At 34.5% G+C, this 23,271-nt stretch carries 19 protein-coding genes; all 19 read right to left on the bottom strand.

Going from position 1 to position 23,271, the window contains the following annotated elements:
* Positions 1 to 20 precede the first annotated feature (20 nt).
* The 19 genes from AC8GF4_RS03565 to AC8GF4_RS03475 all read right to left on the bottom strand — a co-directional run bounded on the left by AC8GF4_RS03565 (position 21) and on the right by AC8GF4_RS03475 (position 23,194).
* The gene (locus AC8GF4_RS03565) at positions 21 to 1,112 is read right to left on the bottom strand and encodes an outer membrane beta-barrel protein (RefSeq protein ID WP_506592752.1); all 1,092 of its coding nucleotides are present in this window, start codon (positions 1,110 to 1,112) and stop codon (positions 21 to 23) included.
* A gap of 1,023 nt (positions 1,113 to 2,135) precedes the next feature.
* Positions 2,136 to 2,990 (bottom strand): hypothetical protein, encoded by an 855-nt coding sequence (locus AC8GF4_RS03560; protein WP_506592751.1) that lies wholly within the window; start codon positions 2,988 to 2,990, stop codon positions 2,136 to 2,138.
* Positions 2,991 to 3,159: 169 nt separating this feature from the next.
* Positions 3,160 to 4,839: a flavin monoamine oxidase family protein gene (locus tag AC8GF4_RS03555; RefSeq protein WP_506592750.1), complete on the bottom strand. Its 1,680-nt coding sequence runs from the start codon at positions 4,837 to 4,839 to the stop codon at positions 3,160 to 3,162.
* A gap of 41 nt (positions 4,840 to 4,880) precedes the next feature.
* Positions 4,881 to 6,233, bottom strand: coding sequence for an NAD-dependent succinate-semialdehyde dehydrogenase (locus tag AC8GF4_RS03550; protein ID WP_506592749.1), 1,353 nt, complete (start codon positions 6,231 to 6,233; stop codon positions 4,881 to 4,883).
* Positions 6,234 to 6,375: 142 nt separating this feature from the next.
* A complete protein-coding gene (locus AC8GF4_RS03545) occupies positions 6,376 to 7,821 on the bottom strand; it encodes an aldehyde dehydrogenase family protein (RefSeq protein WP_506592748.1) in 1,446 nt (481 codons plus the stop codon).
* A gap of 57 nt (positions 7,822 to 7,878) precedes the next feature.
* Positions 7,879 to 8,913, bottom strand: coding sequence for an ABC transporter ATP-binding protein (locus AC8GF4_RS03540; protein ID WP_506592746.1), 1,035 nt, complete (start codon positions 8,911 to 8,913; stop codon positions 7,879 to 7,881).
* Between the two features lie 49 nt (positions 8,914 to 8,962).
* Positions 8,963 to 9,445, bottom strand: coding sequence for a GNAT family N-acetyltransferase (locus tag AC8GF4_RS03535; protein ID WP_506592745.1), 483 nt, complete (start codon positions 9,443 to 9,445; stop codon positions 8,963 to 8,965).
* Between the two features lie 2 nt (positions 9,446 to 9,447).
* Complete coding sequence (locus AC8GF4_RS03530) at positions 9,448 to 10,221, bottom strand: ABC transporter permease (protein ID WP_506592744.1); 774 nt, start codon at positions 10,219 to 10,221, stop codon at positions 9,448 to 9,450.
* A gap of 2 nt (positions 10,222 to 10,223) precedes the next feature.
* Entirely contained in the window at positions 10,224 to 11,069 is an 846-nt protein-coding gene (locus AC8GF4_RS03525; protein WP_506592743.1) for an ABC transporter permease, read from the bottom strand.
* 19 nt (positions 11,070 to 11,088) lie between these two features.
* A complete protein-coding gene (locus tag AC8GF4_RS03520) occupies positions 11,089 to 12,165 on the bottom strand; it encodes a CaiB/BaiF CoA transferase family protein (RefSeq protein ID WP_506592742.1) in 1,077 nt (358 codons plus the stop codon).
* Positions 12,166 to 12,190: 25 nt separating this feature from the next.
* Entirely contained in the window at positions 12,191 to 13,288 is a 1,098-nt protein-coding gene (locus AC8GF4_RS03515) for an ABC transporter substrate-binding protein (protein WP_506592741.1), read from the bottom strand.
* 265 nt (positions 13,289 to 13,553) lie between these two features.
* Entirely contained in the window at positions 13,554 to 14,204 is a 651-nt protein-coding gene (locus tag AC8GF4_RS03510; RefSeq protein WP_506592740.1) for a GNAT family N-acetyltransferase, read from the bottom strand.
* A 100-nt stretch (positions 14,205 to 14,304) separates the two neighbouring features.
* Complete coding sequence (locus AC8GF4_RS03505) at positions 14,305 to 15,726, bottom strand: aldehyde dehydrogenase family protein (RefSeq protein WP_506592739.1); 1,422 nt, start codon at positions 15,724 to 15,726, stop codon at positions 14,305 to 14,307.
* A 53-nt stretch (positions 15,727 to 15,779) separates the two neighbouring features.
* Positions 15,780 to 17,081 carry an aspartate aminotransferase family protein gene (locus tag AC8GF4_RS03500; protein ID WP_506592738.1) on the bottom strand — a complete coding sequence of 434 codons (1,302 nt, stop codon included), beginning with the start codon at positions 17,079 to 17,081 and terminating at the stop codon, positions 15,780 to 15,782.
* A complete protein-coding gene (locus tag AC8GF4_RS03495) occupies positions 17,074 to 17,559 on the bottom strand; it encodes an Lrp/AsnC family transcriptional regulator (RefSeq protein WP_506592736.1) in 486 nt (161 codons plus the stop codon). The genes AC8GF4_RS03500 and AC8GF4_RS03495 overlap by 8 nt, the downstream gene beginning before the upstream one ends.
* A gap of 292 nt (positions 17,560 to 17,851) precedes the next feature.
* A complete protein-coding gene (locus tag AC8GF4_RS03490) occupies positions 17,852 to 19,432 on the bottom strand; it encodes an amidohydrolase (RefSeq protein ID WP_506592735.1) in 1,581 nt (526 codons plus the stop codon).
* Positions 19,433 to 19,450: 18 nt separating this feature from the next.
* The gene (locus AC8GF4_RS03485; RefSeq protein ID WP_506592734.1) at positions 19,451 to 20,317 is read right to left on the bottom strand and encodes a carbon-nitrogen hydrolase; all 867 of its coding nucleotides are present in this window, start codon (positions 20,315 to 20,317) and stop codon (positions 19,451 to 19,453) included.
* 6 nt (positions 20,318 to 20,323) lie between these two features.
* Entirely contained in the window at positions 20,324 to 21,673 is a 1,350-nt protein-coding gene (locus AC8GF4_RS03480; RefSeq protein ID WP_506592732.1) for an agmatine deiminase family protein, read from the bottom strand.
* 174 nt (positions 21,674 to 21,847) lie between these two features.
* A complete protein-coding gene (locus AC8GF4_RS03475) occupies positions 21,848 to 23,194 on the bottom strand; it encodes an aspartate aminotransferase family protein (RefSeq protein WP_506592731.1) in 1,347 nt (448 codons plus the stop codon).
* Positions 23,195 to 23,271: the final 77 nt, after the last annotated feature.

Below are 23,271 nucleotides of genomic sequence, written 5' to 3'. Positions count from 1 at the left end.
AAAAAAAAATGTTTTTATTATTAGAATGTATAAGTCGCAGCTATTAAAGCATAAGTGTTAACACCCTTAAGTGCTCCATCATTGTCTTCAAAAATATCATTTGAAGCAGAATCGATTCTGATTTCTGGAATAATAGTCATATTACCAACTTTATAATTTAACGATAATGTATTCCCAATTATTGAAGATCCAGCAATTGTTCCTAATGAAGCTGTGGCATCTTTTGAATCCATATACTCCAAACGATATGCTAATAATACATTTGAACTAATAGCATAAGTTGGATAAAGTACTAATGAAAACCATTCCCCATCTAAACTACTATCAATATTGTTATTTGTATCTGCATAGGTTGCATTGAACCCAACAGCAAACTTGTCACCAAATTTTTTGGTTCCAACAAAATCAAACTGAGTTCTATCTTCATTCGAAGAACCAATGATTTTTCCAAAACCATCTCTTAGAGGGCTTCCATTTTCAAGTCCCGAAGACACATTAAAATAGGCACTTCCTGTATTTCCTACATAAGCCACTTGTCCGATATATGTTTTTGAGTTTGTTTGCGTTTCAATAGCCGATTTAAAATCAGTAGGATTAGTAACACCAGCCATAAAACTAAATTTACCTGATGTATATTGTGCTTTTACACCTGTGTTAAAAAATGGTCCGTAAGTAAATGCATACGACATACTGTAGTTTTTGTTGTCTACTGCGTCGACCAATTCATAACCAACATGAGTTCCAAAAGTTCCAGCTATAAATTTAAAACTATCAGATACTTCATAAGTAAAAGTCAATTGTTTAATCATAAATGTATAATTATTATCATTATAAGTAAACTCTTTAGCTCTACTTCCAAAACCTAAGTCAACAAATACAGATGCTTTTTTCCATTTGTGAGAAGCTTCAAGGGAAACCATTCCTAATTCAAATGAATTATTAGTATTTGTAAAACTTGTATAGCCACTTGAAATTCCAGAAAAACCATATTTGTAATAAGCATCTGCTGAACCTGCAAATGTAGTTGCTGGTGGTGTAGAAGGTGCATCTTCTTGTGCAAATGAAATAGATGTTGTTAATACTAATGCTAAAATTGTAATTACTTTTTTCATATTTAATCAGTTTTTAGTTAATAATTCAATTAAAATAATTGAATTGAATTTGGTTATTTTTTCTTTTTCTTAGAGCGAAATTATTAACTTTTAGTTAACAGAAAAACTTTTTAGAGACTTTCCGAAAAGAATTATCGATATCCAAAAATCATCAAAAAATAATGTGCATTTCCTATTTAAATCCTTTAATTTTAAAAATTCAATAATCACATTTTTACAAAACACCCTTTAATTTTTATATTTTAAAAAAATAAACATTAAAATAACTCGATTAATTATCAAAAAAAATATAAATAAAAAATAATACCCCTTAAAAAATAGGGGTTAAAAAATATGCAATAAAAATAACCTGAAAAAATATTGCTATTGTAAATTCAAAATATATCTCAAAATTTTGAACAACAAAAAACCTTAAACTCACAAACGAAAAGCTAATTGTAAGTTTAAGGTTTTGAAACTAGGAATATAAATTATTGCTTTTTTTCTATATAAATCGTTAATAAAAGTAACTCCACTAGACAAGAAATTTCCAACGGGTTTTGCCAAATTATTGAATTCGATAATTAGTTTCGTATTTATACTTCAATAATAAATCCGAACAGTAAACACATTAGAGTGAGTAATACTGTTTAGACTTTAAATTTACTTTTATAAAACAATCTAGATCTACGTCTGTTCGAGTGTTTCGTTAAAAAATGCGATAGCTTTTTTTTTATGAAATGTATCGAGAACCCGCATCTAGTAGGCTTCTCGATACAATTTAGAAAAGTAAAGCTCTCGCATTACTTTTCTAAATCACTCGAAGAGACGTTGCATTTTATTACAGTAAAATCAAAGGTTAAATGGTATAAAGTGGCTCTATTATCGATTGCATTATAATAAAAGACTTGAAACCGATAAAAATTATTATTATTATTATTATTATTATTATTATTATTATTATTATTATTATTATTAGCAATTTGATTAATACAAAAACGGCCTTCTGTATGGAAGGCCGTTTTTATAAAAATTAACTTGTTCTTATTTACTAAAAGAGAAGGTAACTCCAGCTACTAAAAACTGATGTCCTAACGGCTCTAAATTTTCTTTTGCATCGGTTGCATTATAAGTATAATTCAACCAAACTGGCATCACTACATTTTCCGACAACTTGATCTCTTTTGAAACTTTACATCCCAAATTAACAAAAGAGGGTTTATCGTAATCTCCTGCGTAATAATATTGCGCTTTATTATTTAAAACCACACCTGCAACTGGCGCAAGATTGATTCCAAATGGCGCTTCAAAATTGTACCCTACTTCCATATAAGTTGTAAAATTTTGTTTCCCTTTTTCGTCAAACTCATCTTCGTATCTGCAATCATTACCTGCAAGAAACGTACTCGAAGTAAACCATAATGGCAATCCATGTTCGGTAAAATCAAACATAAACAACAAATCTAAGGTATTTGAACTATCATTCCCCCAATTAAAAAAGTCATTTGAAACCCCATCTTGTTTATCGGTTGATGGCCAAAAATACTGTTGAGCAGAAATAGTTAAAAAATCATTTACTGCATAATTTACAATAAAATCTATTTCTTTATACCCTTTAGAACCACCATTTTCATCATAATACTCTTTTTGGAAGTTGTGTGTTGACCAGACTCCTACAGACCACTTTTCTGAAATATTGTAATTCCCATATAATTGGGCAACGGGATAATTACCACCCCAACATTGACCTCTCCAGACATAGCGTGAAGCTAAATCTAAATTAATATCCCATGTTCCTTTTATGGACTCTTCAACTTTTGTTGTGTCTTTAACTGCATCTTGTGCATAAGTTAAGCTACAAGAAAAAGCTAATACTAAAATAAATAATACTTTTTTCATTTTGTTTTTGGTTTTGGTTTTGTTTTTGGTTATTCTTTTTTTTATATAAAAAAGTAATTTTAAATTATAGTAAATACTATTAATTACAATAAAATTTAATTAATTAAATATATTTACAATGATACTATTTATTTATGAAATATTTACAATAAATAAAAGTAATTTTGATTTATTTTACAATTGGTAATTTTACTTTTTCTAAAATAGTTTCTGCTGCCAAACGTCCTGTTTCTGCGGCTCCATTCATAAAGCCTTGGTAATCGACACTACAATGTTCTCCAGCAAAATAAACATCCCCAATTGGCTCTGCAGTATGCAACATCGCTGTATTCCATTGCCCTGGTTTTGGACAAGTATAACTCGCTTTTACCCATGGATATGTCGACCACGCTGCAAAGGCATGTTTATTAGCATACGCCTTTTTTGATCCTGGATAAACTTCGTCCAATTGATTAATAAATCTACCTATTTCAGCTTCTGGCAAATCGGTTTTCCAAATGTGGTTGGCAGGCGCATTCTTATTGTTTATCGCCACTTTCGCTAGTCGAATGGACTCATCCCCACCGAAAAAACAGCAATACGCGCCTTTGTTACTGGCAACACTTTTTATACTACTAGAATCCCAACCATCATGAATATCTTTGTGAAATAAGTATCCATAAAATTTGTTTTTACCTTCACGCCACGGTCTATTTTCATACCCAATAAACAATTTATTGTTTTGACCATATCCTAATTCTTGAATCGAATTTATTTTTTCAGGAGTCATTTCAGGTAAGTCCAGTTGAACGTCTCGCAACATTGTAAATGGAATAGTAATTATAACAAAATCGGCCTCTACCTCTTTTTTATCTTTAAACGATAAAATGTACTTTTCTCCTTTTTTAGAAATTGCGGTAAGCATAGAATTCATAACAACCGGTTGTGGTAATTTTGAAGCAATGTTTTCTATAAGCTTTGAATTACCTTCTTTAATTCTATATTTTTCGTCACTATCTCCAAATATTTTGAAACCTTCGGAAGTATCGGTATCAATCATATCCAAAATATTAATTGCGGATTGCTCGGAGGTATCCAAGCCAAATTCAGCCAAATAAGCCGCCGTGAAAGCATCTTTCAACCACTGAGCACATTTTAAAGATTTGATGTAGGCTGTCAAAGTCATTTTATCAAAAACCAAAGCTGAAGGAGTATCATAATCCTCCCCAAGACTTTCGGCATCTTTCTGTATTTTTGGTGCTATTTTTTTAAATTCTTTTATAATTTCTTCTTCTGAGATATGTCTTCCGTCAAAAAAGAAAGTCTCATGAACCAAACCTGCTGCTTTCGATTCGGCATACATGTCCACCAATTCCAAATTGAATTCTTTAGAAAGCGCAATCATATCTTCATGATTAGAGTCAATAAAATCACCACCGAACTCTGGATGGATTCCCATTTGCATGGCATCATTATAATGCGTCAAAATACGACCGCCCAAACGGAAACTTCCTTCGTAAACCTGTGCATTTATACCTGATTTACTCAATTGATAAGCGGCATTCAATCCAGCCATTCCAGCTCCTACGATCACTACTTTTTTATCACTTTTTGGTTGCATTCCTTCGTCAGAAACTGCTTTTGTACTTGGCTCATTCTCTTTTTTGCAACCTATCACTGAGGTTCCAATAATCCCTGTTAGTAAACCAAACTTTGCAACATCGCCCACAAATTTTCGTCGGGTAACCGAATCCGCACTTTTAAACGCAATGATTTTATCTATTTCAATTTCAGGATTGTCGTTAGAAAATTGAGCTAATTTTAAATTAGACAAAATATTTTTTAATACTGTTGATTTTGGGTTTCTCATTGGTTTTTTGGTTTGGTTATTTGACTCAACTACAGATTTTATTACTCAATAATAACAGATTTCATATTCATAAATTCTTTCATTCCAATATCGGCTAATTCTCTACCATAACCCGATTTTTTGATCCCTCCAAAAGGAATTCTAGAATCCGAACGTACTAGTGAATTAACAAAAACATTTCCTGCCTCTATTCTTCTCGCCAATTTATAGGCATTCTCTCGGTCTTCTGTCCAAATTGCTGCTGCCAAACCATATCGATGATTATTGGCAATCGCAATGGCATCATTTTCGTCCTTGGCCCTTATAATTGTAGCAAGCGGTCCAAAAGTTTCTTCTTGAAAAGCAATATTATTGGCATCTACAAAATCAATCAATGTGGGTTGGAAATTGCAATGCTCACGTTCTCCTCCAACCAAAATTTTTGCACCTTGTTTTAGAGAATGCTCCAATTGATAACTTAATTTTTCGGCCAAATCTATTCGTACCAAAGGCCCCATGTTAATCCCATTTTGCAGAGGATTCCCTTGTTGTAACGCACTTACTTTTTGAGTAAACAAAGCTGCAAATTCATCCGCTACTTTCTCTGTTACAATAAAACGTTTGGCGCAAATACAAGCCTGACCCGCATTTAACATTCTAGATTGAGTAGCCACAGTTGCAGCTTTTTCCAAATCGGCGTCATTCAAAACAATAAAAGCATCCGAACCACCCAATTCCATTACCGATTTTTTAATATGCTTTCCTGCCAATGCAGCGACAGATGAACCTGCCATTTCACTGCCTGTCAAAGTAATACCCGAAACAATATCGGCAGCAATAACGCTTTCTACTTGAGGAATATCAATATTTATTTGTTGGAAAACACCTTCTGGAAAACCCGCTTCCAAAAATGCATCTTCTATGGCTTTGGCACAACCAATTACATTTGGAGCATGTTTTAATAGCGTAACATTCCCCGCCATAATTGCCGGAGCTGCATAACGCAACACTTGCCAAAATGGATAATTCCAAGGCATAATAGCAAAAACGGCACCTGAAGGATCATACACCGACATGCTTTTGAAAGGCGTATCGTAATACTCGTCTTTCAACATTTTCTCTGCATTTTCTGCATAGTAATCACAGTTTCCAGCAGATTTCTCAACTTCTGCAATTCCTTCGGGTAGCGTTTTACCCATTTCATTGGTAATCAGTAACCCCAATTCGTCTTTATTGGCTCTTAATATATCGGCCAGTTTTTTCATTTTATCGGCTCTTTCTTGAAAAGTCGTAGTACGCCAGTGTTTGAAAGCCGATTCTGATAATTGCAGTTTTTGAGACAATTGCGCATTGGTTAATACTTCGTGCTCCGCAATAACTGCTTGTGTAAACGGATTTATAGATTTGAATATCATTTTTTTTTAAGTTTCTAAGTTACTAAGAACCTAAGTTTATAAGTTTATTTTTAAAAAGTGAGAGTTTTAGATTATAAGCGTATGTTTTTTAACTCCTAAAAAACTTAGTTGCTTAGAATCTTAGAAACTCAGCATCTCCAATTTAATACCATCCCACTGGATCGGTATCCAGATTGATGTTGACTTGTTTTACTTCGAGGTAATTTTCTATTCCATACAACCCCAATTCTCTACCTGTTCCAGATTGTTTATATCCACCCCAAGGCATTTCATTGAAGGTTGGATGATAAAAATTCACCCATCCAATACCTGCTCTAATTTTTGGCATCACTCTGTGAACACGTGTTACATCTTGTGTGAACAATCCATATCCTAAGCCGTATTCTGTATCATTAGCCATTGCAATTGCTTCTTCTTCAGTTGAGAATTTTATTAATGCCACAACTGGACCAAAAATTTCTTCTCTGGCAATTCGCATATTTGGAGTGACATCTGTGAAAATGGTTGGTTCAATAAAAAATCCTTTGCTATCATCTGTATTCCCCCCAAAAGCCAATGTTGCCTCTCCTTTTCCTACTTCGATATAGGCTTTTATTTTGTCAAAATGGGCTTGAGATACAATAGGTCCCATCGTATTTTCGGCATCACTTCCATCACCCACTTTTATATTTTTGGCTCTAGCCACAAACTGTTTTACAAACTCATCGTAAATAGTATCCTGAATCAAGATTCGAGAGCCTGCTGTACAAACCTGTCCGCTATTGGCGAAAGCGGCAAAAAGTCCCCAATCAATAGCCAAATCCATTTTGCAATCATCAAAAATGACAACAGGATTTTTACCTCCCAATTCTAAGGTTACTTTTTTAAGATTTTCGGCAGCGATTTTGCCAATGTATTTCCCTGTTGAAGTTCCTCCCGTAAAAGCAATTTTATCAATTTTGGTATTGCTGATTAAAGCGTTTCCAGCAATAGGTCCATCTCCTGTAACAATATTGATTACTCCATTTGGAATATCCAATTCGTCTATTAATTGAGCCAAAAACAAAGCAGTAAGCGGTGTCACTTCGGATGGTTTTAAAATAACGGTATTTCCTGCTGCAATCGCTGGCCCTAGTTTCCAGGCACACATTAAAAACGGAAAATTCCAAGGTATAATTTGAGCGCAAACCCCAATAGCCTCGCGAGTCACATAACTAAATGAATTTCCAGGAACACTCATGGTTTCTCCATGAATCTTGGTGGCTAATCCTGCATAAAACTCAAAACAAGAAGCCGCGTCATCAATATCAAATTCGGCTTCACGAATTGGTTTACCATTATTTTCAACTTCCAATTTTACAAATGCTTCAAAATTGTCTCTAATTTTTCCCGCAATTGCAAATAATATTTTCTGACGGTCCTGTGCCGTTTTACTTTTCCATTCCTCACCATCAAAAGCAGCTCTTGCAGCATCGACTGCGGCATTTACATCTTCAATTTGTGCTTCTGGAACTGTAGCAATTACAGCCTTGGTCGCAGGATTTACTATCGTTCTTGTTTTGCCTGATGCTGCATCTACAAAAACACCATTGATATACATTTTATACATAATTTTTAAAGTTAGAAGTTAGAGGTTAGAAGTTTTAAACTTCAACCAAACTTTTATTTAATTATAAATTTGAATTAAACTCGGCGCTAAATAAATAGTCACCGATTGTCCTATAATTTTTGTCAATGCTACTGACGAATCTTCTGTTTTAATAATTTTTTGACCAGATGCCGTTACCAATTTGTACTTTCTGTGATTCCCCACAAAAATGACATCTTCGATAGTAACTTGAAGCGAAATATCATGCATTGTATCAAAAGAAACATTCTCTGGTCTGATGAATACTATTCCCTTATTATCACTTATTTCATGATTAAAGCTAAAGGTTTTATCCTCTAATGAAAATGTTTGTTTATTAGCAATGTTCACCGGAATCAAATTGGCTTCTCCAATAAAACCAGCTACAAATTTGGTTTTTGGATGATTATATAAAGTTTGACTGTCCGACAACTGCTCGATAACTCCGTGATTCATTACTGCAATTCGATCCGACATGGTCAAGGCTTCTTCCTGATCGTGTGTTACATACACAAAAGTTTTATTCAAATCTTTGTGCAACTGTTTCAATTCGAACTGCATCTGTTTCCTTAATTTCAAATCCAATGCACCAAGAGGTTCATCCAACAATAAAATTTCAGGATCGGGTGCAATCGCTCTGGCAATGGCAACTCGTTGTTGCTGTCCACCTGACATTTCAAAGGGTTTTCGTGTCTTAAAAGCTTGCATCTGTACCAATTCAAGCATTTCATCCACTCGTTTATTGGTTTCGGTTTTGCTCAATTTTTTTTGGTGCAAACCAAAAGCGATATTCTCGGCCACATTAAGATGCGGAAACAAAGCATAATTTTGAAAAACCGTATTTACGTTTCTTTTATAGGGAGGCAATTGTGAAATGTCTTGTTTATTGAGTAAAACTTGTCCATTGTCGGGAGTTTCGAAACCTGCAATCATGCGCAAGGTTGTTGTTTTTCCGCAACCACTTGGTCCCAAAATGGTCAAAAATTCTCCATCTTGGATTTCTAAATCCAAATTGTTTACAATAAGCGAACTTCCGTATGATTTACTGATTCCTTTTAATTCTAATTTACTCATTTTACTGTAATTTTAGGACTCTAAATCCTTGTATAAATCTAAATACAACCTACTTATTAATAACTTTTTTCATTCTAAAACCAGAAGTTACAAAACCTTCATTTAGATAAAAATTCAACGCTTTTTCAGAAACGTCAGGTCTTGGCGTATCGAGTTCTATTCTTTTCCAACCCTCTTTTTCAGCTATAGTACCCACATAATCAATCAATTTCTGCCCTATCTTTTTCGAACGAAAATCAGGCACGATATACAATTCATTGACAACACCTAATTTACCTTTTGCATAAATTGCATTAGTTACAACATACGTAACAAATCCAATAATTTCATTGTAAACAACAGCGACAATTATTTCTCCATTAGTCAAAAAATCAGATACTATTTCATCATACTCATCTACATTGTAGTCAAAATCTATTTCTTTATAAAATTGAAGATTCATTTTTTTAAAAACTTCGATTTCTTCTTTTTGCAATGTTCTAATATTAACTTCAATAGTTGCATCCGAGGTTAAATTTGAGATTTCCTTCATTTTTAATTCTCTTTATTAAATTTTAATGAAATAAAAATGGCTGCTGATGATATTAAAAATACCAAAGTTGCCACAGCATTTACTTCGGGTGTAATCCCTCGACGCATCATTCCATAAATTTCTATTGGTAATGTATTTTCTCTTGAAATCAAGAAAAAAGTAACAGGAATCTCATCCATTGATAATACTAGTGATAATAAAACGGCACCAATAATGGCTGTTTTTATATTGGGTAAAATCACTTTAAAAAACGCTTGTAATGGACTGGCTCCCAAATCAAAGGCCGCCATTTCCAAATAAGGATCTAATTTTTTGAATCGAGCCAAAATCTGTGTAATCATAATGGCAATTAAAAAAGTGGTATGTCCAATAAAAACGGCTTTCAATGACAATGGAATTCCCATTAAAGGAAAAAGACTCAACATGGCAACTCCCGTCACAATTCCTGGAAGCGTAATGGGAAGTAAAATTAATTTTAGCAAAAAGTTTTTACCAAAATAATTGTATTTGTGTAGCGCATAAGCAGACGGTATTCCAATTATTAAAGCAGCGAGCGTACTTGATATTGCTATTATAAAACTGACTTCGACAGCATTAATCATTGATTGGTTGTGAAATAATTTTACGTACCAATCCAACGAATAATGTTCAATTGGAAATGAACTTACCGATTCTTTATTAAAGGAAAACCAAATAATAATGAATATCGGGAAATACAAAAACCACAGCACCGAAAAGGCTGAAAAGGAAATTATAAATGCTCTTATTTTTTTCATGATTATTGTGTTTCGTGTTTTTTCTCGTATCGAGAGGAAAGTTCCAATACTATAAAAACCAAAATGAGTAAAACTACTCCAACTGCAGATCCCAGTGGTTTGTCATTGGATGTTCCAAATAAATTTTGAACGATGCTGGATATAAACAATGTATTGGGACCGCCTAAAAGCGAGGCCGCCAAGAAATCTCCTAGCGTAAGTACCAAAGCTAAAGTACCTCCAGAAATAACTCCAGGCAGAATTAGTGGAAAAATTACTTTTCTAAAAGTCACCCAAGAATTGGCTCCTAAATCTTTGCTGGCTTCTACCAATGATTTTGATATTTGTTCGAATGAAGTATAAATTGGTATGCAAACAAAAGGCAAAAAGATATAAATCAAACAGAGAATTACCGAGAAATCAGAATACAACACAAAGCGCAATGGTTTGTCTATAATACCCATATTGAGTAACGACGAATTAAAAATTCCGTTTTCTCCAAGAATTACTTTCCATGCATAAGCTCGAACAATATAGGACATCCAAAAAGGCAGAACGATTAAAGTGTAATAGAACGATTTGTTTTTGGTTACTTTGAAAGCAATAAAATAGGCCAGTGGCAAACTCAATACGATGCAAGCTAATGCAACAATTATAGCATAAATAAAAGTTCGAATCAAGGTTTCGTAATACAATGGATTTGTAAAAATCTTGATATACGAATCAAAATTGAGATCATATACTACTTTTCCAAAATCATCTGTTGCCAATACACTTTGAGTCAAAATGAACAAATACGGCATTACCAGAAACAGGAATAACCACAGCAAGAGTGGAAAAATTAATACATATTTATTGTAGTTCTTCATTGTAAAAAATTATACTTTTTTAATACATATCAAAAACGGCAGTTGCCATTCTTTTAGTGATTTGGCCAGAGGAAAGTATTTCGGTTAAAATTAATTTTTGAGCACTTTCACTTTTCAAAACCTCAGACATGTTTCTAATATCGCCACAAGGCACATTATTATTTTTTAATTCGTTGAGCAAAAAATCACTTTCAAATTGTACAAAAGCGTTTCCCAATAAAGAACTTAAACTTTCTCTGTTTTTGACTCTTAAATTATTTGAACTAAAACGAACATCTGATAGTAAATCATTTATATTCAAACACAAACAAAGCGCTGTAAACTGTTTGTCATTTCCCACTGCAAGGACAATTGCTTTATGATCTTTTGTGTAAAACGTTTCGCCATAAGGAGCTATATTTGGATGTAAACTCCCCATTCTTTCTGGAACAATTCCACCCATTAAATAATTGGTCGCTTGATTGGCCAATGAAGCTAAAGCCGCATTATATAAAGACACATGAACAGTCATACCTTGATTCGAACTACTTCTTTTCAGCAATGCAATCAATATGGCTTCTTTAAGTTGGTGTGCTGCCAGAATATCAATAATGGCAATTGGGACCTTGACAGCAGCACCTTCTTTTTCACCATTTATGTAAATAAATCCAGCTTCTGCCTGCAAAACCACATCAAAAGCGGGAGTTTCGTCTTTGGCTCCATAACCGCTTATTTGTGCATAAATGAGTCTAGGGAATTTACTTCGTAACGTTTCGGCATCTAATCCTAGTTTTATGGCCGAGGAAGGTTTGAAATTGGCAATAACAATATCCGCTTCTGCAATCTCATTCAAAACTAACTGAAGATCTTTTTCGACAGTTAAATCTGCCCACATGACTTTTTTATTATAATTCACAGAACTATAATACCCGGATTGATTTTCCTTGGATTCTGATTCTAAAAGCCAGCTTCTAGTTACATCTCCGTTGTTGGAAGGATTTTCGACTTTTATAACAGTCGCACCCAATTCGGCAAAAAACATTCCTACCGCAGGACCAGCCAAAACCCCCGCTAATTCGACGATTTTTAATCCTGCAAATAGTTCTTGTTTGTTCATTCCTAAAATATTTTTGAAGAAGGAATTATTGGTTTTTTACTTCACTCCAGATTTCATTGTATCTTTTTCTGTTTTTCACAGGTTGCCAAAAATTCAAGGTTTTAAACATTTGATCCATGCTTGCTACATCCATTAATTTTTGAGTTTCGGGAGTTAACAAGGCATTTGCTTCTGGATTTGACACATAGTATTGTGTGAATTCTGCTATTTGAGCCATCACTTTTGGTTGAGAAACGTACTCCAACCATAATTGAGCCAATTGCTTGTTTTTAGCTCCTTTCACAATCATCAAACGGTCAATCCAGCCTGTTGCACCTTCAGTAGGAATCACAGCTTTGATGTTCATTCCTTGCTTGTTTAAATTTGCTGGAGTCAATGGCCATCCCACTGCGGCAACTACTTCTTTATTTTTGAATAAATTGTCCAATTCCCCTGCTGAAGCCCAGTTTTTACGAACCTGAGGTTTCAATTCTACCAATTTTGCTTTACATGCAAGCAACTGTTCTTCGGTTAAATTATACAAAACCGACTGATCTGTTTTGTCGTATCCTAACAATTGAGCCGCTAAATAAATAGAAGAAATATCATCATACATGGCGATTTTTCCTTTGTATTTTGGATCAAAGAAAAGGTTCCATGAAGTTGGAGTTTCTTTGATAATATCGGCATTATAAACTAAATAATCCGGTCCCCAAGTAAATGGCATACCGTATGTTTTTCCGTCTTTTTGAACATCTTTCATTCCAGATAAAACTGGTGAAAGTGATTTCCAAGCCGTTAATTGTTCTATATCTAATGGTTCAGCCAAATCTGAAGAAACGATATAACCCGCCACATCGGATGAAGGAGTGATTACATCATAACTAGCTCCACCGCCACTTTGTAATTTTGAAACCAACTCATCTGAAGATCCAAAATAAGTTCCTTTTACAGTCACTCCATATTTTTCTTCAAATTCTTTGGTAAAAGAAGCGTCAGCATATCCTTCCCAAGCAAGGATATTTAATGTAGAACCTTTTAATGCTGCTAAATCAACAGTTTCTGTTTTAACTTCTTCAGTTTTTTTGCCACAGCTTGAAAATAAGCCTACAATTACAAGTAAGGATAATGCAATTTTTTTCATTTGGTTTTTGGTTTTAGTTAAATAGTAAAAAATTATATAATTTTAGAAATCTAGTCAGAAATTTCTAAACTCATTTGGAGTTCATTTTATCATAGCAATAATGAATAAAGAACATTCTATACTCAATTAAGTGAATTTAAAGATTTAAAAATTTAATTTTCTTTGAACCATAAAGAAATTAAGGTTCATTAAGTCCCAGAAAACTTAATTTTTCTTTATATTTATAACTGAACACTAAAAAAACTGAATACTGAGTACTTTCTTCTTAATGGTGTTCGCTTAATTTAGTAGCTGAATCAATAGGCCAATACATTAACACCGAACAATTCCCGCTACGTGGATCATCTAAATAATCAAACAATGGTTCTACTAAAATGAATCCGCATTTAGTTTGAGCCGTTACTGTAGGATCGATGATTTCACCTTTTATAAGCTTATCACAATACTCTGCAATGGTCATTTGATCTTTTACTTTATCAAAACCAATTGGCATTCCTGCGGTCATTTGACCTAAACATCCCAATTCAATTGCCACCTCTTGACGGGCATTGTAAATTTGTCTTCCAATTCCTTGTCCTTGATAATCGGGATGCACCGAAACATCAAGTCCATACAACCATTCCGCTTTTGGATCATGCGTTCCTAACCAAAGATTATCAGAAATCTCCAAAAAAGTATGGTGTCCTTTATGATAATTTTGCTGTAAAGTTGTAGTAGCCGCAATTACTCTATCTCCATCTAAAACAACCATTTGACCTTCTGGAAAAATTTCCATGTGTCTCAAATATTGCTCTTCTGTCATTAATTCTTCAGCTGATAAAGTTGGAAAAACAATTTTTTGAAGTTCTGCTTCTTGTTTTGCGTATTCTGGTGTAGCAGTCTGTAAAATGTATTTGCCTAAAATTTCTTTTTTCATCTTTTTATGTTTTAAAACCTCACCCCGACCCTCTCCAAAGGAAACGAAGAAGGAACTGTTGTTTGACTTTTGGAATTTGCCCTTTGCCTTTTGCTTTATATTAGCACATATTACCGTAACTAATCAATTTCATTTCCAAATATTCTTTCAAACCTTCAGATCCTGATTCATGGCCAATTCCACTGCTTTTTATTCCAACAAAAGGCAATTCTGTTCCGTGTGCCGCCCATTCGTTTATTCCAACCATACCGAACTCAAGGTTTTCGGCATATACATTTGCATTTTTTATGTGATTGGTAAAAACGTAAGACGCCAAACCATATTCGGTTTCGTTTGCCCATTCAATCACCTCCTCTTGAGTATCAAAAGGAATTACTATCATCAACGGTCCAAATACTTCTGTCTTAATAAAAGCTTGATTTTGTCTGGCTTCAATTAATGCAGGATGTACAAAAAATCCTTTCGCTGCTTTTTCACCACCAATATGAACAATTGCTCCCTCACTTTTTGCTTTTTCGAGCATAGCCAAAGAATGGTTTTGCTGTGTTTTATTAATCAATGGTCCAACAAAATCAATATTTCCTCCATTGACACCTGTTTTTAAATTAGATATATCCTCTTTTACAACAGCAACAAACTGATTAAAAATGCTGGAATGCACATAAAAACGCTGTGGCGAAACACAAACTTGTCCACAATTTCTTAATTTGGCAACCAAAGCTTGATGTGCAATCGATTCTACATCAACATCTTTATCAATTATAACGGGAGCGTTTCCACCCAATTCCAATGACAATTTGGTTGATGTTTTTGAAGCACCATCCATTAATATTTTTCCAACACGGGTACTTCCAGTAAAACTTATTTTTTTTAACAAAGGGTTTTCAATCATTTCGATTCCTGTAGAAACCGGTTCCGTATTGATTAAATTAAAAACTCCTTTTGGAATTCCAGCTTCATGCAAGGATTTTGCCATATTAAAACTCGACAATGGAGTAAATTCGGAACCGCGCATTACAACGGCACAACCCGCCGCCAATGCAGCAGCTACAGCTCTTGCTGGATTATAAGCTGGGAAATTCCATGCCGTAATTACACCAACAACACCCAATGGCTGATAAATGACCATCGAACGTTTGTCAATTCTACTCGAAGGAATAACCCTTCCATAACTGCGTTTTCCTTCTTCGGCATACCATTCGAAAAGGTTGGCAGAAACTTGCCATTCGCCTCTTGCTTCCAGCATTGGTTTTCCTGTTTCCAAAGCGGTTTCTATTGCAAAAGCTTCCACATTTGCACGTATATAATCCGCTGCCTTTTTTAGAAACTCCGCTCTAAAATAAGGTGTTGTATTTTTCCACCCTTTGAAAGCAGCATCAGCAGCATTGATCGCTAATGTGCAGTCTGCTGCATTTCCAAAAGGAACTTTGTCTAAAATTTCTTCAGTCGCTGGACTCTGCACGTCCCATGTAGTTCCGTCTATTGCGTCACACCATTCTCCATTTATATATTGCTTTCTCATTTTTTTCTTTTAAGATCTCTTTGTCAAAGTTTTGAACTTTGACAAAGATTATTTTACTTCAAAACCTCTTCTATCGCTTCTTCCAAAATCATTAAGCCTTTGTGCAAGACTTCATCTTCAATAAACAAAGGACTTAGAATTCTAATACAATTTCCGTACGTTCCAGAAGTAATTACAATCAATCCATTGGCCAAACATTTATCGACAATTGCTTTTGTAGCAACTCCATCCGGAATTCCAGTTTTTGGATTTGTAATTTCAAAAGCCAACATCGCTCCCAATCCACGAACATCCGTAATGGTTTCTGGATATGCAGCTTGCCAATGTTTGAATTTATCATGAACAATTTTACCTACTTTTTTACCAGCAGCATTAATGTCATTTTTTTGCATATAATTGATACTTGCCAATGAAGCCACACAGCTTAAAGGCCCACCCAAATAGGTTCCACCAATAAGTCCTGGTTTTATGGCATCCATAATTTCTTGTTTACCAATTACAGCTCCAATAGGCATTCCGCCACCCATAGATTTCGCCCAAGTAGACAAATCTGGTGTTACTCCATAATGTTCGTATGCAGCCCAAGCTCCAGTACGACCAAAACCAGATTGTACCTCATCGAAAATCAACAAAATGTTATTTTCTGTACAAAATTGGCGTAAATATTGAACGTATCTTTTGGAAGCGGTTGTAAAACCTCCTTCACCTTGCACCAATTCCAATATAATTGCAGCGGTTTGACTGATAGAAACAGTAGATGAAAAAGTTTTATGCAATTTCATAATCATCAAATCATCAAACTCATCTTGGGTCATTCGAGACACCATACTCGGTTTGTAATACGGATATTCCAAACGGTATACTTCGGGTGCGTAAGGTCCTGCTCCTTCTTTGTATTTGACATTGGATGTCAAAGTCATAGCCATCATAGTACGACCGTGAAAAGAACCGTCATAACAAATGATTCCAGCTTTTCCAGTTACGGCACGCGCAATTTTTATCGCATTCTCCACAGATTCAGCTCCCGACAAAGTAAGCATTGCTTTCGTATTTTCACCATGAGGTAAAATTTCACACAATTTTTCGGTCAAATCTAAATATTGCTCGTAAACTGAAACATTAAAAGAGGCATGAATAAATTTTTCGGCTTGTTTTTGAATGGCTTCAATAATTTCTGGAACACTGTGTCCCACGTTATTTACTCCAATTCCACCTGCAAAATCAATCAATTCTCTTCCATCAGCATCAATAATTATGGCGCCTTTGGCCGATTGAATACTGGATGGATTAAAAATTCCCAAAGCGTTTGGAACACTTTTCTTTCTTCTTTCGTATAATTTGTCTGTATTACTCATTTTGTTTGCTTGATAATTTTGCTAATTCTAAATCGGGTTGTGCGAATTTGTATATTTTCATATACATGTTTGTTTTGGTATCAAAAACACCATCCATCACGTGTATTTTATCTCCAATTAATTCATTTAAATGTTCCATGTCACGGCACATAACATTTGCTTCAATATCAAAATCACCTGAAACGGATGCTAAAAAACTAATTTCAGGCAATTTGGTTAACTCTTCAAAAATGGCATTCATATATGTTTTTGGTTTGACCGAGATCAAAATACTTGCATAAGCATTAAAACCAATTTTGTTCGGATCTATCCTTCCTATAATTTTTAACGTTCCATCTTCTACCAAATTGATAAAACGGTGTCTGATAGTACTTACCGCAACATTTATTTCTTTTGATATTTCAGTAAACGACATTCTACCGTCTTTTTGTAATAATGTCAAAATCTGAAAATCCAATTCATCGTCTAATACACTCATCTTTAGCTTATATTTGTAAATTAATTATAACAATTCAAATGTAATTAATTTATTTACAATAATAATAGTTTTTTTGGTTTTATTTTTAAAAAAATAAGTTGTTTTTTGTGTTTTAATTATAGTTGATCTAATTATAAAATCCTCACCCCTTCCAATATCTCTATGTTGTTTGATTAAGAAATTTTGTGTTTATAAGCTAAAAACCACCCCACCCTGCGGGCACCCCTCCAAAGGGAAATTCTAGCCCTCTACTATTGAACTTTTATATATGGAAAATCAAAAAAATCTAGAACTAGTCTCTTTTAAAAATCAACTTTCCTTCACTCCATGTCTCTATTGCTTCAACATTAGAAACATCTTCTAACTCAAAAGGGTTTTGATTTAATACAATAAAATCGGCGTGTTTACCGACAGATAAGCTTCCTTTTATATTTTCCAAATTATCGGCAACCGCGCTACCTTGAGTATAGGCGTATAATGCTTGTTGCAATGTAATTTTTTGACTTTCGCCAATGACAAAACCATCAGCAGCTTTTCGAGTTATAGCCGTTTCAATGTTTACCCAAGGGTTTATTTCTTTTACAACGGGTCCATCGGTAGATAATGCTAAATTAATACCATTGTCTAAGACAGTTTTGCATGGATAAACCACATCCAATAATTCATCTGTCAAAGTACTTTTGAAATTATTGGCCAATTCATAAATAAATATGGGTTGCATGGCAGCAGTCATATTCATTCGTTTGAAATCATTTATATTTTCATTAGATAAAAATCCAACATGTTCTATTCTGTGTCTTAAAGAAGAATCTATTTTGAATAAATCACTATATACTTTCAACGTCAAATCGATGGCTTGATGACCAATAGCATGCGTAGCTACAGAGAAACCTTTTTGCACTGCTTCTTTGGCAGTGGCATAAAATTTATCATAGTCCAAACGCAACACTCCTTTATATCCATCCGTATTTTTATAAGGAACATTCAATGCAGCAGTAGCCGAACTCAATCCGCCATCCGAGAAGAACTTCACGGTTTTGATTTGCAAGAATTCTGATTCATACAGTTCCGGCAACACTTGAATTTCGTCACTACCATCAGGGATACGTAGCGGAAAAACGTTCATTCGCACTTTAAGTAAACCTTCCTGATCCAATTGAATATAGGCTGCAAGCAATTCTTCATTGGCGGCAGGATCTGTAGCACTGGTAATTCCTAAACTTAACAGATAGTTATGTGCTTCCACAATCATGTTTTTATATTCCTCGAAAGTAAAAGGCGGAATATTATTCATAATTAAGCCCAAAGCTCTTTCGGTAAAAATTCCCTGCAAACTGCCGTCTTGATTTTTGCGAATTTCACCTCCAAAAGGGACTTCAGTCGTTTCATCTACTCCAGAAAGTTGTATTGCTAATGAATTGGCAATACCAATATGCGCGCAAGTTCTAATGACAAAAACGGGTCTGTCTGAAATTACTTCATCCAAATCTTCTTTGGTAGGCAAGCGTTTTTCTTCGAGTACCATTTCGTTAATTCCACGAGCCAAAATCCACTCTGAGTTTGGATTTTTTTCGGCAAAATCTTTTAGTTTTTGTTTGAATTCGACTATCGATTTTATGCCTCGAACATCCAACATATAGGTTCGAAGATGTCCAATTTTCCAAACATGTATGTGCGCGTCATTAAGTCCTGGAACAATTGTTTTTCCATGATAGTCAATTTCTTCTTTAAAAGATCCAAATTGGTTTCTCAATTCATTTTCAATTCCAATCGCTTCAATTTTTCCTAAAGCATTAATTACCATGGAATCCGCTTTTGCAAAAGCTTCATCCATAGTAATAATAGTGGCATTATGTATTAAAATTTGTTGCACTCTTTCTTTTATTTTTATTTATTCAATTACCATTTTCAATAATGGTTTGTAAGTATCCACTCTTCTGTCTCTATGAAACTGAAGCAAATCTGCCGCTTCTTTGCATATATCAAAATCAACATCTGCGTAAACAATTTCGTCTTCAGCTCCTCCTTTTGACATGATTTCGCCATAAGGATTACTAATAAAGCTTGAACCGTAAAATGTCATTTCAGAATTTTTTCCTTGCTCCGTGCCTACTCTGTTTACGGCTGCTATATAAACCGAATTACAAATCCCATGAGAGCTAATCACTTTTTCCCAAGCTTTTGCTGTACTGATGTCTGGTCTATCTGGTTCTGAACCAATTGCTGAAGGATAGAAAATTAGTTGTGCTCCTTGTAAAGCAAATATCCTAGCTACTTCTGGAAACCATTCGTCCCAACAGATTCCAACAGCAATTTTCCCGAATTTGGTTTCAAAAATATTGTATCCGGTATTTCCAGGAGTAAAGTAATACTTCTCTAAATATTGTGGCCCTTCAGGAATATGATTTTTTCTGTATTTTCCTAGATAAGATCCATCGGCATCATAAACCACAACGCTATTAAAATAAACTCCAGGTCTTACAAATTCGTACATCGGGACAATAGTGACTATACCAAGCTCCTTAGACAATGCACTAAAACGATCTGATGTAGCTCCGGGAAGTACTTCGGCATAATCGTAATAAGCCACATCTACATCTTGACCAATATACAACGTGTTGAATAATTCTTGAAGGCAAACTATTTTAGCTCCGTTTTGGGCTGCTTCTTTTACTTTGGCAATACTGTCCAAAATATTTTGTTCAACATTTTCGACACAAGCCGCTTGAATTAAAGCTATTTTAACTGTACTGTTCATAAAAAATTATTTCGTAATTAGTGGTTTTTGTTGTGTATTACAGTGAATTCCACCACCACCGATATTAATGGCGCGAGGATCAATAGTAACTATTTTCCTGTCCGGAAAAGCTTTTTGCAAAATATCGGCAGCTTTTTTATCTAAGGCTTTCCAAGATTCAGGACAACCTGGTTTCCAAAATTTCTGAGCCACTACGACTTTGTTCGATATCAAAAAATTCAAATAGCTAGAAGCCAATATCACTTTTATAGGTTTGCCTTTTTGGATAGGGTTTTGTTTTATGATACTGTCATTAGACGCTAAATAATCATAAACTCCATCACCTTCTTTTAATGTTTCATAGATAGCAGGAGCCGATGGCATAGGAACCAATTCGAATTTATTCCCATCTTGATCTTTTGCGTTTTTTAAAACTTTTAAATTCGCATCCATTCTCCTTTTATTTTCAGCCGCAATTGGGTCTTTTTTAGCTTCTTCTTCAGAAATATCGGTGTACAAAATTCTATTTGAGCTTGCAAATCGGGTATGTTCGTCTATGTGTCCTCCAGTAGTGATAACCGTATAAATTTCTTTAATTCCTTTTTCGTTTGGTAGTTTGGATTTAAAAGTTAAATCATCATCGTATCGCCCAAAAGGCAACCAAATTACATTTGTCACTCCTAATAAACGCTTGTATTCAGCTTCCATTTGAGACTTGGTCATGTTCGGATTCCTTTGTTTTTCAACCACTTCCACCGCAATCATAGTGCCTTTTCCGTTGAACTCTCTATTTCCGCCTTCGCTAATCATTTTAGAAGAATTTATTTTCAAGCCGGATTCTTTAGCTACATTTTCATCAATTTTCTCTTCTGCAAGAGAATATTCTGAATTGTTTGCTTCATATCCCCAACCATTGAATGAAAAATCGGCAATTTCCAATTGATTTTGTTTGTTTACAACAAAAATTGGCCCCATATCTCTCCACCAAACATCGTCATGAGCAATTTTGTGAAAACGAACTTTATCTGCCGGCACTTTGTATTTTGCCATTAATTCTTTGATTCGTTTTATTTGATCTTCATAAACGTATTCTTTTTCTGGATTATCTGGATTTACAGCAACATCAATAAAAACGGTAGGTGCCAAAGCTGCCCAAATTTGTACATGTAAATCTTCAACAGACCAACCCGCTTTATTTTCGTAAGTTGGCCATCCCATCCAAACGGATTCCTGAGGTTCAAACTCAGCCGGAAATCGCACAGCTGCTTCGGCTACTTCTGAAACACTAACTTTTTCTTCTGTTTTTTTACAAGATGAAATAGTAGCAATTAATAATGCAAATGCTACTCCCTTGATTATGTTTTTCTTGTTCAACATTTAGTATTTATACAATTTATAATGGTTAATTTTTCCTCACCACTACCCTTTCTATAAAGCAGGGTGAGGATATTATAATTTCAAAGTGTTTTATTGATTCATCAATATCGTTTTATAATCTAAAAAAAGAGATTGTGACTGAATACTAAAATTCTGAACACTGAACACTTTTTTTTACACTCTCTCGTTCAAAACTTCTTGAATAGCATTTTCTATCACATCCAATCCTTCATTTAATTGTTCATCGGTAATTACAATTGGAGGTAAGAAACGAATACAGTTAGTATACAATCCAGCTCTAATTAAAATCAAACCATTGGAAACTGATTTTTTGATTACAGCCATTGCAAAATCCATGTCAGGTTCTTTGGTTGTTCTGTCTTTTACAAACTCTACTACAAGCATCGCTCCTAGACCACGAATATCACCTATTACTTCGAATTTTTTGCTCATTTCCGTCAAACGACTAACTATAACATTACCAACGTGAGTTGCTTTGGCTAAAAATTCTGGTGTATTAATTTCTTTTACTGTTGCATGCGCAGCAACTACAGCAAGTGGGCTACCTGAATATGTTCCACCAACACCTCCTAAATGTGGTGCGTCCATGATTTCTGCTTTACCTGTTGTAGCACTAATTGGCATTCCTGATCCAATAGATTTTGCCATTGTTACAATATCTGGTATAACGCCACTGTGTTCAATTGCCAAGAATTTACCTGTTCGTCCCGCACCAGATTGCACCTCATCTGCAATAAAAACAATACCATGTTCATCGCATACTTTTCTGATTTTTTCAAGGAAACGTTTCGGAACTGGAATAAATCCTCCTTCACCTTGCACAGGCTCAATAATGATTGCTGCAACAGCTGATGGGTCTACATGCGAAATTAAATTTTGGTCAAAACGTTCAATACAATAATCAATATACTCATCATCAGTCATCGCTGCTGGTTTTCGATATAAATTTGGAGACAGAAAACGATAAATATCTGGTGCAAAAGTTCCAAAACCTCTTTTGAATAAACCGTATTTACTAGTCAAACTCAGTGTCAGCATAGTTCGTCCATGGTAAGCCCCTTCAAAACAAATAACTGCTGGACGTTTGGTATAGTATTTAGCAGTCGAAATAGCATTTTCTACAGCTTCGGAACCAGAACAAGCGAGTAATGTTTTCTTTGGAAAATCACCTGGAGTACTATTGTTTAGCATTTCTGCAAAATCTAGATACGGTTCAAAAGTAGTAACTAAAGCTCCCGTATGTATGTATTTGTCCAATTGGTCTTTTATAGCATCTATAACCACTTGAGGTCTGTGTCCTAAATTTACCATTCCAATCCCACCTGCAAAATCAATCAATTGATTCCCGTCTACATCCCACACCAAAGCTCCTTCTGCTTTTTCAACCACCACTTCGGTAGATTTTCCAAGGCCTGCTGGTAAAGCAGCAGCTCTTCTTGCTAAGATTATTTTACTTTTTGGACCTGGAATTTCTGATACTTTTTTAATTTGCGTTCCCATTTTTCTTTTCTTTTTTTTATTTTTAAATATGGCTTTTTGTTATTGACTATTAGCCTTTAGCTTGGTTATTTTTACTT

Origin of the sequence: Flavobacterium rarum (SeqCode), from assembly GCF_965234445.1 — a bacterium.
GTDB classification, from domain to species: Bacteria; Bacteroidota; Bacteroidia; order Flavobacteriales; family Flavobacteriaceae; genus Flavobacterium; species Flavobacterium rarum.
The sequence above is the reverse complement of the archived record's forward strand: the minus strand, read 5'-3'. Positions and strand labels throughout refer to the sequence as shown.